Annotated in this window: 18 protein-coding genes; 5 read left to right on the top strand and 13 right to left on the bottom strand. The window is 36.7% G+C overall.

Annotated features, from left to right (window positions below; all coding sequences use genetic code 11):
* Positions 1-88 precede the first annotated feature (88 nt).
* Positions 89-1,933, bottom strand: coding sequence for a translational GTPase TypA (gene typA / locus AC1Q8M_RS19320; protein ID WP_000914752.1), 1,845 nt, complete (start codon positions 1,931-1,933; stop codon positions 89-91).
* A 140-nt stretch (positions 1,934-2,073) separates the two neighbouring features.
* Between typA and AC1Q8M_RS19315 the strand changes: the two genes are divergently transcribed.
* Positions 2,074-2,253, top strand: a complete 180-nt coding sequence (locus tag AC1Q8M_RS19315) for a DUF5325 family protein (RefSeq protein WP_000400123.1) — start codon at positions 2,074-2,076, stop codon at positions 2,251-2,253.
* 32 nt (positions 2,254-2,285) lie between these two features.
* On the opposite strand, the gene AC1Q8M_RS19310 is transcribed toward AC1Q8M_RS19315, so the two are convergent.
* Together AC1Q8M_RS19310 and AC1Q8M_RS19305 are read right to left on the bottom strand one after the other, a co-directional pair.
* Positions 2,286-3,089 (bottom strand): inositol monophosphatase family protein, encoded by an 804-nt coding sequence (locus AC1Q8M_RS19310; protein ID WP_001158700.1) that lies wholly within the window; start codon positions 3,087-3,089, stop codon positions 2,286-2,288.
* 88 nt (positions 3,090-3,177) lie between these two features.
* Positions 3,178-3,366: a YkzI domain-containing protein gene (locus AC1Q8M_RS19305; RefSeq protein WP_001250164.1), complete on the bottom strand. Its 189-nt coding sequence runs from the start codon at positions 3,364-3,366 to the stop codon at positions 3,178-3,180.
* A gap of 206 nt (positions 3,367-3,572) precedes the next feature.
* Between AC1Q8M_RS19305 and AC1Q8M_RS19300 the strand changes: the two genes are divergently transcribed.
* Positions 3,573-4,199, top strand: a complete 627-nt coding sequence (locus tag AC1Q8M_RS19300) for a YktB family protein (protein ID WP_000155318.1) — start codon at positions 3,573-3,575, stop codon at positions 4,197-4,199.
* 81 nt (positions 4,200-4,280) lie between these two features.
* Here the strand turns inward: AC1Q8M_RS19300 and AC1Q8M_RS19295 are convergent, their stop codons facing one another.
* Positions 4,281-4,550: a UPF0223 family protein gene (locus tag AC1Q8M_RS19295; RefSeq protein ID WP_000456546.1), complete on the bottom strand. Its 270-nt coding sequence runs from the start codon at positions 4,548-4,550 to the stop codon at positions 4,281-4,283.
* 369 nt (positions 4,551-4,919) lie between these two features.
* Here AC1Q8M_RS19295 and speA point away from each other — a divergent pair, with 369 nt between their 5' ends.
* Positions 4,920-6,392 carry an arginine decarboxylase gene (gene speA, locus AC1Q8M_RS19290; protein WP_000084899.1) on the top strand — a complete coding sequence of 491 codons (1,473 nt, stop codon included), beginning with the start codon at positions 4,920-4,922 and terminating at the stop codon, positions 6,390-6,392.
* Between the two features lie 75 nt (positions 6,393-6,467).
* The gene (locus AC1Q8M_RS19285; protein WP_000635337.1) at positions 6,468-7,298 is read left to right on the top strand and encodes a protein-glutamine gamma-glutamyltransferase; all 831 of its coding nucleotides are present in this window, start codon (positions 6,468-6,470) and stop codon (positions 7,296-7,298) included.
* Between the two features lie 36 nt (positions 7,299-7,334).
* Here AC1Q8M_RS19285 and AC1Q8M_RS19280 read toward each other — a convergent pair whose 3' ends face one another.
* The 4 genes from AC1Q8M_RS19280 to AC1Q8M_RS19265 all read right to left on the bottom strand — a co-directional run bounded on the left by AC1Q8M_RS19280 (position 7,335) and on the right by AC1Q8M_RS19265 (position 8,316).
* Positions 7,335-7,463: a GapA-binding peptide SR1P gene (locus AC1Q8M_RS19280; protein WP_098855705.1), complete on the bottom strand. Its 129-nt coding sequence runs from the start codon at positions 7,461-7,463 to the stop codon at positions 7,335-7,337.
* Positions 7,464-7,507: 44 nt separating this feature from the next.
* Complete coding sequence (locus AC1Q8M_RS19275; RefSeq protein WP_000536803.1) at positions 7,508-7,636, bottom strand: GapA-binding peptide SR1P; 129 nt, start codon at positions 7,634-7,636, stop codon at positions 7,508-7,510.
* 59 nt (positions 7,637-7,695) lie between these two features.
* Positions 7,696-7,824, bottom strand: coding sequence for a GapA-binding peptide SR1P (locus AC1Q8M_RS19270; protein WP_000536778.1), 129 nt, complete (start codon positions 7,822-7,824; stop codon positions 7,696-7,698).
* A 195-nt stretch (positions 7,825-8,019) separates the two neighbouring features.
* A complete protein-coding gene (locus tag AC1Q8M_RS19265; RefSeq protein ID WP_000462038.1) occupies positions 8,020-8,316 on the bottom strand; it encodes a DUF3055 domain-containing protein in 297 nt (98 codons plus the stop codon).
* A gap of 130 nt (positions 8,317-8,446) precedes the next feature.
* Here AC1Q8M_RS19265 and AC1Q8M_RS19260 point away from each other — a divergent pair, with 130 nt between their 5' ends.
* The gene (locus AC1Q8M_RS19260; RefSeq protein ID WP_001163297.1) at positions 8,447-8,839 is read left to right on the top strand and encodes a DUF1885 family protein; all 393 of its coding nucleotides are present in this window, start codon (positions 8,447-8,449) and stop codon (positions 8,837-8,839) included.
* Between the two features lies 1 nt (position 8,840).
* Here the strand turns inward: AC1Q8M_RS19260 and AC1Q8M_RS19255 are convergent, their stop codons facing one another.
* From AC1Q8M_RS19255 to pdhA, 5 genes are all read right to left on the bottom strand, one after another.
* Positions 8,841-9,068 (bottom strand): hypothetical protein, encoded by a 228-nt coding sequence (locus AC1Q8M_RS19255; RefSeq protein ID WP_000697470.1) that lies wholly within the window; start codon positions 9,066-9,068, stop codon positions 8,841-8,843.
* Positions 9,069-9,300: 232 nt separating this feature from the next.
* Positions 9,301-10,713, bottom strand: a complete 1,413-nt coding sequence (gene lpdA / locus AC1Q8M_RS19250) for a dihydrolipoyl dehydrogenase (RefSeq protein ID WP_000260104.1) — start codon at positions 10,711-10,713, stop codon at positions 9,301-9,303.
* 5 nt (positions 10,714-10,718) lie between these two features.
* A complete protein-coding gene (pdhC, locus tag AC1Q8M_RS19245; RefSeq protein ID WP_000863420.1) occupies positions 10,719-12,008 on the bottom strand; it encodes a pyruvate dehydrogenase complex dihydrolipoyllysine-residue acetyltransferase in 1,290 nt (429 codons plus the stop codon).
* 93 nt (positions 12,009-12,101) lie between these two features.
* On the bottom strand, positions 12,102-13,079 hold the full coding sequence (gene pdhB / locus AC1Q8M_RS19240) for a pyruvate dehydrogenase complex E1 component subunit beta (protein ID WP_000068163.1): 978 nt from the start codon (positions 13,077-13,079) through the stop codon (positions 12,102-12,104).
* 3 nt (positions 13,080-13,082) lie between these two features.
* Positions 13,083-14,198: a pyruvate dehydrogenase E1 component subunit alpha gene (gene pdhA, locus AC1Q8M_RS19235; protein ID WP_000536895.1), complete on the bottom strand. Its 1,116-nt coding sequence runs from the start codon at positions 14,196-14,198 to the stop codon at positions 13,083-13,085.
* Between the last annotated feature and the right edge of the window lie 138 nt (positions 14,199-14,336).

Genomic DNA, 14,336 nt, shown 5'->3' with positions numbered 1-14,336 from the left:
GAAAAAAATACTGTCCACTAAAAAGAGTAAATATTCTAAAAAAATAAACATAAAAAAACAGCTACCTTAAAGGTAGCTGTTTTATTTTTTATGCTTCTACAGATTTCTTTTTCTTAGCAGCTCTTTCACGTTCGCTCTTATCAAGAATCTTTTTACGTAAACGAATTGATTCTGGAGTTACTTCACAGAACTCGTCATCGTTTAAGTACTCTAATGACTCTTCTAGAGTCATTAAGCGTGGTTTTTTCATTGTTGAAGTTTGATCTTTCGTTGCAGAACGAATGTTAGTTTGTTGTTTCATTTTCACAACGTTAACTGTTAAGTCGTTCTCACGAGTATGTTCTCCTACGATCATACCAGCATATACTTCTGTACCTGGTTCAACGAAGATTACACCACGGTCTTCAACTTGCATAATGCCGTATTGTGATGCTTTTCCTGTTTCAAGTGAAACTAGAACACCTTGGCGACGTCCACCCACTTGTCCAGCATGTACTGGTTGGTAGCAATCGAATGTATGGTTTAAAATACCGTAACCACGAGTTAATGTTAGGAATTCTGTTGTGTAACCAATTAAACCACGTGCCGGAACCATGAAAGTAAGGCGAACTTGACCGTTTCCGTTATTCACCATATCTAACATTTCACCTTTACGTGCACCCATTGATTCCATAATAGAACCAGTGTATTCTTCAGGAACATCGATTTGTACGCGCTCTACAGGTTCACATCTTACGCCATCGATATCTTTAATAATTACTTCAGGCTTAGATACTTGTAGTTCATAACCTTCACGACGCATGTTTTCAATTAAGATAGATAAATGCAATTCCCCGCGTCCAGATACGATCCATGCATCAGGAGAATCTGTATTATCTACACGTAAACTTACATCTGTTTCTAATTGTGAACGAAGACGCTCTTCAATTTTACGAGATGTAATAAATTTACCTTCACGACCTGCAAATGGGCTGTTATTTACAAGGAATGTCATTTGTAGCGTTGGCTCATCAATACGTAATAATGGTAAAGCCTCTTCATGCTCAACCGGACATACCGTTTCACCTACGTTGATGTCTTCCATACCTGAAACAGCTACTAAATCTCCAGCTTTTGCTTCTTCAATTTCTTGACGTTTTAATCCAATGTAACCGAATAATTTCGTTACGCGGAATTGTTTTACACTTCCGTCAACTTTCATTAAAGCAACTTGTTGTCCAACCTTCATTGTGCCGCGGAATACGCGTCCAACTCCAATACGTCCAACGTAGTCGTTGTAATCAAGAAGTGCTACTTGGAATTGAAGTGGCTCTTCGCTGTTATCAACTGGTGCTGGAATATGTTCGATAATTGTATCGAATAATGATTTCATATTCTCTTCTTGATTTGCCGGATTTGAATCCAAGCTTGCTGTTCCGTTCATTGCTGATGCAAATACAACTGGGAACTCTAATTGATCTTCGTTTGCACCAAGTTCGATGAATAAGTCAACTACTTCATCAACTACTTCATCAGGACGAGCGAAGTCACGGTCAATTTTGTTTACAACAACGATTGGAGTTAAGTTTTGCTCAAGAGCTTTCTTTAAAACAAATCGTGTTTGTGGCATACAACCTTCATATGCATCAACAACAAGTAGAACACCATCAACCATTTTCATGATACGTTCTACTTCTCCACCGAAGTCAGCGTGACCTGGTGTATCTAAAATGTTAATTCTTTTATCTTCATAGTGAATCGCTGTATTCTTCGCTAAAATTGTAATACCGCGTTCTCTTTCTAGATCATTTGAATCCATTGCGCGTTCTTCAATATGTTCATTCGCACGGAATGTCCCCGCTTGACGTAATAACTGGTCAACAAGTGTTGTTTTACCATGGTCAACGTGGGCAATAATTGCTATATTACGTAAATCTTGTCGTTTTTTCAACATGTCCAACTCCTAATGTCTTTTTAATCCTTCTCTATTATAAGAGCGAAGGGGATACAATAGCAATTAAAATAAAAGCAAGAATGAAAATATAGTTGTATTCTTACTTTTGTGAAAGTAAAATGAGATTGGAGGGTGAAGAAATGGAACACATTCAATATCGCTTTTTATTAACCGCAATTATCGGTGTTATTTTCTTAATCGGTATCGGCATTATGATTGCTGAAAATAGTCCAATCGGTATTATTATTTGCATTATCGGTACATTTGTTGCAGTTGGATACGGTTTTGTAACAAAAAGAAAAATGCGCAAATCACAATAACGCTAAAAAGTAAGAAGCTTATACATAGCCTCTTACTTTTTTTGTGGCTCTGATATAAAAGATAACACTTCTTCATACACTCCTGGTTTTGCAACTAGCACACTGCTCTTCTCTATGATAGAAAGTGACGCTCCAGAGAATGTCGTTACCTTCCCTCCAACTTCTTCTACAATTATCTGTCCTCCGCCAAAATCCCATGGTGATAATCTCGGCGTTACATATGCATCTATTCTTCCTGTTGCAACGTACACCATCTCTAACGCTGCACAACCATACGATCTCGTGCCCCTTGCTTTCTTAACAAGTGCCATCATACTTTCCATATTAAGCAATGGATTATCTGTAAGCCATATCGCATTTAAAGCTACAATACCTTGCTCTACAGTTCCTTTTTCCAATGGAGGAATTGATATATCATTACAAAAAGCTCCAGATCCCTTGACTGCATGATATAGTTCATCATGTACTGGATCATAAATAAGTCCAATCTTTCCGATACCGTTCTCATAAATCCCAATTGAAATTGCAAAATTTCTTTTTTGATGAACAAAGTTCATCGTGCCGTCAATTGGATCAATTAACCAAACAACCCCGTCAGAAGACGTTATCTCGTCTCCATAACCTTCTTCTCCTAAAATATTATGATTCGGGAATGTTTCTTTAATTTTCCCAATTAAAAACTGTTCTATCTCTCGGTCCATATTTGTAACTAAGTCAGCTGCATTGGATTTTGTTTCTATAATAAGTGCTTTTTTCATGGATGCTATTAAATGCTCTCCTGCATCCCGAATCCACCGTTTGGCGTGTGCATCGATGTCTTTCCATACTTCTTGCATGTTTAAACACTCCGATCTTTACTGTTCACAGAAAAAACGAACCCTTTATAAGGTTCGCACCAACTAATTTTTTATACATATACTATTATTACGCTTCTAAACGAATCATTTCAAGTCTTAACACTTCTAACTTTTGTACACACTCTTCTTTTTTCTGTTTATCATCTTCCATCATCGCATCATATAAAGTTGCTAATTCATAATCTAGCTCCAAACGTAGCACCGGTATTCTCTTTTCGGCATCTGTTCTCTTTAACGCATTAATCACCTGTCTCATATTATTTGCCTCCTCCCAATATTCGTCTGCCCTCGGACTAGAATTAATTAAATTTTCTGATTTTTTGTTTTATACTATACTATGTTGGATAAATCATCTATGCAACAAAATTATATTTTTTTATTTAAATTTTTTTGTGCTGTTTTTTTTATGAATAGTACAAGCTATGCTAAAATAAAAGCAAAATAGGAGTTGGAGGAACAATCATGACAATACAAACATTCAAGTCAACTGATTTTGATGTCTTTACAGTTGATGGTCTCGAAGAACGAATGAGTGCAATTAAAACGAACATTCATCCTAAGCTAGAAGCTTTAGGGGAACAATTTGCAGAATACTTATCCCAACACACTGATGAGAACTTTTTTTATCATGTTGCAAAACACGCACGTCGCAAAGTCAATCCACCAAACGATACTTGGGTTGCTTTTTCAACAAATAAACGAGGATATAAAATGCTACCGCATTTCCAAATCGGCTTATGGGGTACTCATGCCTTCATATACTTTGGTTTAATCTATGAGTGTCCACAAAAAGTTGAGACGGCTCATGCCTTCTTAGAACATTTAAATGATTTAAAAACAAATATTCCAAATGACTTCGTTTGGTCCATTGACCATACTAAACCAAGTGTGAAATTACATAAAACACTTGAAACCGAAGACTTACAAAAGATGATTGAACGACTAGCTACTGTAAAAAAAGCAGAATTATTAGTTGGTATTCATATATCACCAGAGGAGTTTTCAGCAATGACCAACGAACAATTCCTTGCTAAGATTGAATCTACGATGCAATCACTCCTTCCTTTATATGCACTTTGTAATCGATAGTAGAAAACGGACAATTTATATTGTCCGTTTTTAGTTGTTATCACATTATATCACTTCAGTTTTTATTTTTCAAAATATTTTTTACATTTTTACAAGCTTTTGTTCTTCGACTTCCTTTGCTCTTTGAATAGCACGATATATAGAGTATCCACTTACTTCTTGAAACTCTTTATCAATTTTCTTTTCTTCTGCTTTCGATGGAACAATCTCTTTAAAACGACGATATAAACCCATTAATTCTTCTCTTATAATTCCTTTTTCATAAGCTTTCTCAATTGCTTCATAAAACTTCACAATAATAACCATTTCCTCATTTGACCAATCATAATCTAACGGATATTGATATTCCATTTCGCACCTCATTTATCATTTCTTCTTGTTTCATTATGCTATCTTAAAGAGAATATTTTATTCTTCATTATAGCCACTCTGCATTATACACTATTTATTCATTTTAATGGAATTGTCTTCCTCTATTCATTAGTTGAGGCTAACTATTAAACATACTCACCTTAAAAATATTTTTTTCTATACATCTATAATTATTGGTGATATAATGCTTTTGTTTTATAGAAAATAAAGTGAAGCTACCATCTCAAAACCGATTTTTTGAATGGCAGAAAAACAAGCCTCATTCTAAAAAAAGAACTTACCTTTTTTAGAGCAGGATTATATAAAACAAATTATACTAAATATTATGAAGAAGAAGGGGTGTATAGATTGTCCCAATACGAAACACCATTGTTTACCGCTTTAGTTGAGCACAGTAAGCGAAATCCAATTCAATTCCATATTCCTGGTCATAAAAAAGGACAGGGCATGGATCCTACATTTCGCGAATTTATTGGGCATAATGCATTAGCAATTGATTTAATTAATATTGCGCCACTCGATGATTTACATCATCCAAAAGGTATGATTAAAGAAGCACAGGATTTAGCAGCCGCTGCATTCGGTGCAGATCATACTTTCTTTTCTATTCAAGGTACAAGTGGCGCTATTATGACAATGGTGATGAGCGTTTGCGGTCCTGGTGACAAAATCCTAGTACCACGAAACGTGCATAAATCAGTAATGTCAGCTATTATTTTCTCAGGTGCAAAACCGATTTTCATGCATCCTGAAATCGATCCGAAACTCGGTATTTCTCATGGAATCACAATTCAATCTGTCAAAAAAGCACTTGAAGAGCACTCAGATGCAAAGGGCTTACTTGTTATTAACCCAACGTACTTTGGATTTGCTGCAGACTTAGAACAGATTGTACAATTAGCACATTCTTATGACATCCCTGTACTAGTCGACGAGGCTCATGGTGTTCATATTCATTTTCACGATGAATTGCCGATGTCAGCGATGCAAGCTGGTGCAGACATGGCAGCAACAAGTGTTCACAAATTAGGAGGCTCTTTAACTCAAAGTTCTATTCTTAATGTGAAAGAAGGCTTGGTGAATGTAAAACATGTCCAATCTATTATTAGCATGCTTACAACTACATCAACTTCTTACATCTTGTTAGCATCACTTGATGTTGCGAGAAAACGTCTTGCTACAGAAGGAACAGCACTCATAGAACAAACAATACAATTAGCTGAACATGTTCGTGATGCTATAAATTCTATTGAGCATCTTTACTGTCCTGGAAAAGAAATGTTAGGTACAGATGCTACCTTTAACTATGATCCTACAAAGATAATTGTATCTGTAAAAGATTTAGGTATTACCGGCCACCAAGCTGAAGTATGGCTTAGAGAGCAATATAACATTGAAGTAGAACTCTCAGATCTATACAACATACTATGTCTTATCACTTTAGGAGACACAGAAAGTGATACAAATACACTTATTGCAGCATTACAAGATTTAGCAGCAACATTTAGAAATAGGGCAGATAAAGGTGTTCAAGTACAAGTAGAGATTCCAGAAATTCCAGTGCTAGCACTTTCTCCTCGAGATGCTTTTTATTCGGAAACAGAAGTCATTCCATTTGAAAATGCAGCGGGTCGTATTATAGCTGATTTTGTTATGGTTTATCCGCCAGGGATTCCAATCTTTACTCCGGGGGAAATTATTACACAAGAAAACTTAGAGTATATTCGTAAAAACTTAGAAGCAGGTTTACCTGTACAAGGTCCTGAAGATATGACATTACAAACATTACGTGTTATTAAAGAGTACAAGCCTATCAGTTGATAGGCTTTTTTTTCACATTTTTTCCTTTTCTTCATACGATACTAAAGAATGTAACGTATAGGTGGGGATACTATTATGATTGTAATAGGCCGTTCTATTGTACATCCTTATATTACAAATGAATATGAGCCATTTGCAGCAGAGAAACAACAAATTTTATCAATAATGGCAGGAAATCAAGAAGTTTATTCCTTCCGAACAGCTGATGAACTCAGCTTTGATCTCAATTTACGAGTTAATATTATTATCTCTGCACTAGAACTTTTTCAAAGTGGATTTCAGTTTCGTACATTTCAACAATCCTTTTGCAACCCCCAGTATTGGAAAAGAACATCCCTTGGAGGATTCGAGCTTCTTCCAAACATACCACCTTCTATTGCCATACAAGATATTTTCAAAAACGGAAAACTATATGGAACTGAATGCGCAACCGCTATGATCATTATTTTTTATAAAGCTTTATTATCATTGTATGAGGAAGAAACTTTCAATCGTCTATTTGCAAACCTTTTACTTTATACATGGGACTACGATCAAGATCTAAGACTCATAACAAAAAACGGTGGCGATCTTGTTCCAGGTGACCTCGTTTACTTTAAAAACCCACAAGTGAATCCAGCTACGATTGAGTGGCAAGGAGAAAACACAATCTATTTAGGAAATTTCTTTTTTTACGGACATGGCGTAGGTGTAAAAACAAAAGAAGAAATTATTTATTCATTAAATGAACGACGAGTCCCTTACGCTTTTATTTCAGCTTTCTTGACCGATACTATTACCCGTATAGATAGCCGTATAATGAGCCAATACGCTTCTTCTAGTACACCACAGACATCCATAAGCTTTATTCCAATTAGAGATGATGCAATCGTTGCAACAGTTGGCCATACAACTACAATTTATTAAAAAAGCGCCTACACATGTAGGCGCTTTTTCTTAGTATTAAGCTTTTGTATGTTCTTTATGGTCACATTCGCAATGAGATCCACATTTCCCGTATAGTACTGTTGATTTTTCATCTTCAAAATGTCCAATTGTTCCTTCACATACTTGGCATACGATTATTCCCATTTTCATTTCCCCCTGAGTTTTAATAGTAATCTATTTATCTATCATTAAGCTTTCGCATTATCTTTTCTAGCACAGTCACAATTTGTTCCACATTTTCCGTAAAGTACTGTCGTTTTCTCATCTTCAAAATGTCCGATTGTTCCTTCACATACTTGGCATACGATTGTTCCCATTTTTCATTTCCCCCTAAGTTTATGGTCCTAAAAACTTTTAGCTGTCCATTTCCTATCAATTATTGGGCTTTTGTATGCTCTGTGTGATCACATCCGCAAGATCCACATTTCCCGTAAAGTACCGTTACTTTCTCATCTTCGAAGTGTGCAATTGTACCTTCACAATCTTGACATACGATTGTTCCCATTTTTCATTTCCCCCTAAGTTTATAATCCCAAAAACTTTTTTGTAACCGCTTAACTTTCTGTCTTTATTTTAATATGTTATACTTTTTACGTCAATAGGTTTTTAGTATAACACATTAAATATTTTAAATTTTAATTAGTATGCGATATTCAAATAAAAAACAGCCATATTTATAAGTACGACTGTTTCACATTAATTATTCTTCATATTCCGCATGTAAAGAAGTTGACGGAACTAGAAATTTGAAAAACTGAGCTAACTCCTTCGCTTCCTCTTCTGATCCTAATTTAAAAATCTCCTGTATATATTGAACATTCTCTACATCATCTCTTCCGAGTAAAGTAGACCTTCCTGTTTGCATACAAACAATGAGCGGTTTTCCAAAAAACATATTTGTATAAATAACACCAAAATCATAACGTGTATCATGTGTCATAAACCCTAAAAATCGTACCTTCACACTTTCATGCTCATCATACAATTTTTCAAACATTGGTTTCCACCTTTCTACATCACGTTTCATTAATAGTATATTAAACAAAACATGTAATACTCCTTTTAATTGTCAAAAAATTCAGTAGGATGTAGAATGATAGTATTCTACTAAGTTAGGGGGAACTTATATGCAACACGCCTTTATTACGCTTGTACCAAAATCCAACCAACAATCTGTTTCAATAGATGATATAAAACAACTTTTTCATTATTATAAAACAGTTACTTCTAAAACTGGTGCCCAAATTAATTACACGTATACAAATACCGCTTTTCCTTATGAAATTTTAGATACATCTACAACAACATTAAAACTTCAATCTAATCACGACCGGTATGACTCAATTTATATTGGTGTTGGTATAGAAAATGAACAATTTTTCATCCAAGTTTCTTTACCACCTAATGCAACATATGGTGACAAAGGGAAAGCAAATGAATTTTGCCGTTTTTTAGCGAAGAAATTAGAAGGAGAGTTACAATTATTTAATGGAAGAACAATGTATTTTTATAAACGTTAATTTAAAAAATAAATAATACGATTAAAAATAGTATACAATTCGAACATGTAAGAAATAACGCTTGCTTTCTTACGTGTAATACAAAATACGCTATTACATAGGCTAAATACAGGAATACGAAAAAAAGAATAACTTTATAATGAAACTTATCACCATTCGATAATGTTAATACAGTGGAAAAGCCACTCCATAGTAGTAAATGATAAAATATAACATGTAATATTTTCATGGAACCTTCTCCTTTGACATGCTCTATTTTATTAATATATGGGGTTAAGTTTGAATCAATTACATATTATAGGATGATATATATTACCTTTGAAGTAAGTTACGCCTAAATCATTTGTTAAAGTATTATATATTCATTCGACAAGTACGTTTAAAGACCTTGCAAGTCATTTGATGAAAATAAAAATAGCCCCTCTCTTACAATAAGAGAGGGGCTATTTACATTACTTAAATTATTTTACAATGTGAATTGGCATTCCAAGAGCAACTTCAGCTGCTTCCATTGTGATTTCACCTAATGTTGGGTGAGCATGGATTGTTTGAGCGATATCTTCAGCTGTCATTCCAGCTTCGATAGCTAAACCAATCTCAGAGATAATATCAGAAGCACCTGCACCTGCAACTTGAGCACCTACAAGAAGACCATCTTCTTTACGTGTTACAAGTTGTAGGAAACCGTCAGTGCTGTTTAATGATAATGCACGACCGTTAGCAGCGAATGGGAACTTAGATACAGTTACAGTCATTCCAGCTTCTTCAGCTTGTTTTTTAGTGTAACCAACAGATGCTAATTCTGGATCAGTGAAGCATACTGCAGGAATTCCGATGTAATCGATAGCTGATGCATGGCCACTAATTGCTTCTACAGCTACTTTACCTTCGTAAGAAGCTTTGTGAGCTAATGGTGGTCCAGGAACGATATCACCGATTGCATAGATGTTTGGTACATTTGTACGACATTGCTCATCGATTTCGATGATGCCGCGGTCAGTCATTTTAACTCCAACTTGCTCAAGACCGATTTCTTGAGTGTTTGGACGACGACCTACAGTTACTAATACGTAATCTGCTTCTACAGTTTGGATTTCACCTTTAACTTCAAAGCTAACTTTTACGCCAGTTTCTGTTTCTTCAACGCCTTTAGCCATAGCTTTTGTATGGATATTTACGTTACCTTTTTTCTGTAGAGCACGTTTAACAACAGAGCTCATAGCTTTTTCGAAACCAGCTAAGATTTCGTCGCCAGCTTCTACTACAGTAACTTCTGTACCGAAGTTAGCATATGCAGTACCTAATTCCATACCGATGTAACCGCCGCCGATTACAACAAGTTTTTTAGGAATTTCAGGTAAGCTTAAAGCACCTGTAGAGTTGATAACACGTTTAGAGTATTTGAATCCTGGAATTTCGATTGGTGTAGAACCAGTTGCAAGAACAGCATTTTTAAACGTATAAGTTTGAGCTGCATCTTCAGTCATAACGCGTAATGTATTAGCATCTACGAAGTAAGCTTCACCGCGAATGATTTCAACTTTGTTACCTTTAAGAAGGCCTTCAACACCGCCAGTTAATTTCTTAACTACGCCGTTTTTCCATTCTTGAACTTTTGTAAAGTCAACTTTTACGTTCTCTGCAGTGATACCCATGTCATCAGAATGCATTGCATTCTCATAACGATGACCTGCATTGATTAACGCTTTTGAAGGAATACATCCAACGTTTAAGCATACGCCACCAAGGTTAGCTTTTTCAATGATTGCTACCTTTTGACCTAATTGTGCTGCACGAATTGCCGCAACGTATCCACCAGGACCTGCACCAACAACGACTGTATCTAATTCAATTGGGAAATCTCCTACTACCATTGTTATTACGCCTCCATTACTAATAATTGTGGGTCATTCAATAGACGTTTAATTTGGTTTAACGCTTTTTGAGCAGTTGCGCCGTCAATTAAACGATGGTCAAAGCTTAGAGATAATGCTAATACTGGAGCTGCAACGATCTCACCATTTTTCACAACTGGTTTTTCAGCGATACGGCCGATACCAAGGATTGCTACTTCTGGGTGATTGATAACTGGAGTGAACCATTGTCCACCTGCAGAACCAATGTTTGTAATTGTGCAAGAAGCACCTTTCATTTCAGTTGGAGCTAGACGACCTTCACGTGCTTTACCAGCAAGATCATTGATCTCGTTAGAAATAGTGAAGATAGACTTACGATCTGTATCTTTAACAACTGGTACTAATAGACCTTTGTCTGTATCAGCTGCGATACCGATGTTGAAGTAATGTTTATGAACTACTTCTTGAGATGCATCGTCTAAAGAAGTGTTTAACATTGGGTATTCACGTAATGCAGATGTTAAAGCTTTAACAACGTATGGAAGGTAAGTTAATTTAATACCTTTGTCAGCTGCTACTGCTTTGAACTTCTTACGGTGAGCAACAAGCTCAGTTACATCAACTTCATCCATTAATGTTACGTGAGGAGCTGTATGCTTAGAGTTAACCATTGCTTTCGCAATCGCTTTACGGATACCACTCATTTTCTCACGAGTTTCTGGATATTCACCAGCTGGAATTGGTTGTGCTTTTGGTGCTTCTTCTTTCGCTGCTGCTGGAGTAGCTTCTACTGCTGCTGGAGCCTCAGTTGCTGCTACAGTTTGTCCACCATTTGCAAATGCATCGATGTCAGCTTTTACGATACGGCCGTTCTTACCAGTACCAGCTACTTTATGAATGTCTACACCTTTTTCACGAGCGTATTTACGAACAGATGGCATAGCGATTACGCGCTCATTTACTACTTCTGCAGTTGCTGCTGGAGTAGCTTCCGCTGCTGGAGCTTCTACTGCTGCTTCTTCAGCTTTTGGAGCTTCATCATGATCGTCACCTTTAAATTTAAGGTTTTCGTATCCAGGAGCATCAAATTTAATTAATGTATCTCCTACGATTGCAACTGTTCCTTCTTCTACAAGTACTTCAAGTACTTTACCTTTAACAGGAGAAGGGATTTCTACTACTGCTTTATCATTTTGTACTTCAAGAAGTACATCGTCTTCATTTACTTCATCGCCTGGTTTAATAAACCATTTTACGATTTCACCTTCGTGGATACCTTCACCGATATCTGGTAGTTTAAATTCAAATGCCACGGAATTCAGCCCCCTGATTCATTTCATTATTATGGAATATGTACAAAAGAAACCAGCATGTGCTGATTTCTTTTGCACATGAAAAACTAAAAATTAGAAGTTCATTACTTTGTTTACAGCTTCAACAATATCCTTGTGGTTTGGTAACCATACGCTCTCTGCTTGAGAGAATGGGAATACTGTATCAGCAGCTGCAACACGTACAACTGGAGCTTCTAAGTTTAAGATTGCACGGTCGTTAATTTCCGCTACAACGTTAGCTGCAATACCAGCTTGTTTTTGAGCTTCTTGAACTACAACTACGCGACCTGTTTTTTCAACAGAAGCGATGATTGTTTCGATATCTAATGGTTGAACTGTACGTAAGTCAACAACCTCTAAAGAGATACCTTCTTTTTCAAGTTCTTCAGCAGCTTTTAATGCAGCGTGAACCATAGCACCGTAAGCGATAACAGATACATCTGTACCTTCACGTTTGATATCAGCTTTACCTAAATCAATTGTGTATTCGCCTTCTGGTACATCTTGACGGAATGAACGGTACAATTTCATATGCTCTAAGTAGATAACTGGATCGTTGTCACGAATCGCAGAGATTAAAAGACCTTTAGCATCGTATGGAGTAGATGGAATAACAACTTTTAGACCAGGTTGTTGAGCCACTAATCCTTCTAAGCTATCAGCATGTAGTTCAGGAGTATGAACACCACCACCGAATGGAGAACGAACTGTTACTGGAGCAGTCCAACGTCCACCAGAACGGTAACGCATACGAGCCAATTGACCAGAAATTGAATCCATTACTTCAAAAACGAAACCGAAGAATTGGATTTCTGGAACTGGACGGAATCCTTCAAGTGCAAGACCAACTGCAAGTCCACCAATACCAGACTCTGCAAGTGGAGTATCCATTACACGATCTTCACCAAATTCAGCTTGTAAACCTTCAGTAGCACGGAATACACCACCGTTTACACCAACGTCTTCACCAAATACAAGTACGTTAGGATCATTTTTCATTTCAACGCGTAAAGCATCAGTGATTGCTTGAATCATTGTCATTTGAGCCATGGCTTACTTCGACTCCTTTTCTTTGTAAATTTCATATTGTTCAGCTAAGTTGTAAGGCATTTTTTCGTACATGATTTCCATTAAATCAGTTACTTTTTGTTTTGGAGCTTGGTCAGCCTTAGCAATTGCTTGTTTGATATCTTCTTTTGCTTCTTCGATTACTGTCTCTTCAACTTCTTGAGACCATAGGCCTTTAGCTTCTAAGAACTTACGGAAGCGTACGATTGGGTCTTTTTGTTCCCATTCGTTTTCGATATCTTTTGTACGGTAACGAGTTGGGTCATCACCAGCCATTGTATGTGGACCGTAACGGAATGTTAAAGTCTCGATTAAAGTAGGGCCTTCGCCATTTACTGCGCGCTCACGAGCGAAAGCAGTTGCTGCGTATACAGCTAATGGATCCATACCGTCTACTTGAATTCCGTAAATACCCGCTGCTACTGCTTTTTGTGCTACAGTTTTAGCTGCAGATTGCTTTTCTACTGGAGTAGAAATTGCATAACGGTTGTTTTGAACAACGAAGATTGCTGGAGCTTTGAATGCACCTGCAAAGTTCATACCTTCGTAGAAGTCACCTTGTGAAGCACCACCGTCACCAGTGTAAGTAATTGCAACAGATTTTTTACCACGTAGTTTCATACCTAACGCAACACCAGCAGTTTGGATGATTTGCGCACCGATAATGATTTGTGGAGCTAATGCATTTACATTCTCAGGCATTTGGTTACCCATAAAGTGTCCACGAGAGAATAAGAATGCTTGGTATAATGGTAATCCGTGCCATACTAATTGTGGTACATCACGGTACCCTGGTAAGATGAAGTCTTCTGCTTCAAGTGCGAAATGACTCGCTAATTGAGAAGCTTCTTGTCCAGCTGTAGGTGCGTAGAAACCTAAACGTCCTTGACGGTTTAAAGAAATAGAACGTTGATCTAATACGCGTGTATACACCATACGACGCATTAATTCTTTTAATTGATCATCAGATAATTCAGGCATAGCTGCTTCATTCACAACTTCACCGTTTTCATTTAAAATTTGTAATGTTTCAAATTGAGCTGCGATAGCTTTCATTTGCTCATCAACATTAAATAGGGTCTTTTTTGTTTTAGTACCCATTCCGTTCACCTCTTCCTCTCTTGAACCATATTCTGAAACGCTTTCACTGGCTATTTTCCAGTTTAAAAAGCGCAACGATGTAAACCAACATGTTTGTCTGTCGGTTGAGAATAATTTTGTGTACCTAACAATCTGTAC

The sequence above is a fragment of the Bacillus sp. GW823-FHT06A10 genome, assembly GCF_058795375.1.
The sequence above is the reverse complement of the archived record's forward strand: the minus strand, read 5'-3'. Positions and strand labels throughout refer to the sequence as shown.

Coding starts and splice junctions, on each gene's coding strand:
- AC1Q8M_RS19315 (WP_000400123.1), top strand. CDS start 2,074: ATGGAACACATTCAATATCGCTTTTTATTAACCGCAATTATCGGTGTT.
- AC1Q8M_RS19255 (WP_000697470.1), bottom strand. CDS start 9,068: ATGAAAATATTACATGTTATATTTTATCATTTACTACTATGGAGTGGC.
- AC1Q8M_RS19265 (WP_000462038.1), bottom strand. CDS start 8,316: ATGTTTGAAAAATTGTATGATGAGCATGAAAGTGTGAAGGTACGATTT.
- pdhA (WP_000536895.1), bottom strand. CDS start 14,198: ATGGGTACTAAAACAAAAAAGACCCTATTTAATGTTGATGAGCAAATG.
- AC1Q8M_RS19295 (WP_000456546.1), bottom strand. CDS start 4,550: ATGGAATATCAATATCCGTTAGATTATGATTGGTCAAATGAGGAAATG.
- pdhB (WP_000068163.1), bottom strand. CDS start 13,079: ATGGCTCAAATGACAATGATTCAAGCAATCACTGATGCTTTACGCGTT.
- AC1Q8M_RS19285 (WP_000635337.1), top strand. CDS start 6,468: ATGATTGTAATAGGCCGTTCTATTGTACATCCTTATATTACAAATGAA.
- AC1Q8M_RS19300 (WP_000155318.1), top strand. CDS start 3,573: ATGACAATACAAACATTCAAGTCAACTGATTTTGATGTCTTTACAGTT.
- AC1Q8M_RS19260 (WP_001163297.1), top strand. CDS start 8,447: ATGCAACACGCCTTTATTACGCTTGTACCAAAATCCAACCAACAATCT.
- AC1Q8M_RS19310 (WP_001158700.1), bottom strand. CDS start 3,089: ATGCAAGAAGTATGGAAAGACATCGATGCACACGCCAAACGGTGGATT.
- AC1Q8M_RS19305 (WP_001250164.1), bottom strand. CDS start 3,366: ATGAGACAGGTGATTAATGCGTTAAAGAGAACAGATGCCGAAAAGAGA.
- AC1Q8M_RS19275 (WP_000536803.1), bottom strand. CDS start 7,636: ATGGGAACAATCGTATGCCAAGTATGTGAAGGAACAATCGGACATTTT.
- AC1Q8M_RS19280 (WP_098855705.1), bottom strand. CDS start 7,463: ATGGGAATAATCGTATGCCAAGTATGTGAAGGAACAATTGGACATTTT.
- typA (WP_000914752.1), bottom strand. CDS start 1,933: ATGTTGAAAAAACGACAAGATTTACGTAATATAGCAATTATTGCCCAC.
- AC1Q8M_RS19270 (WP_000536778.1), bottom strand. CDS start 7,824: ATGGGAACAATCGTATGTCAAGATTGTGAAGGTACAATTGCACACTTC.
- lpdA (WP_000260104.1), bottom strand. CDS start 10,713: ATGGTAGTAGGAGATTTCCCAATTGAATTAGATACAGTCGTTGTTGGT.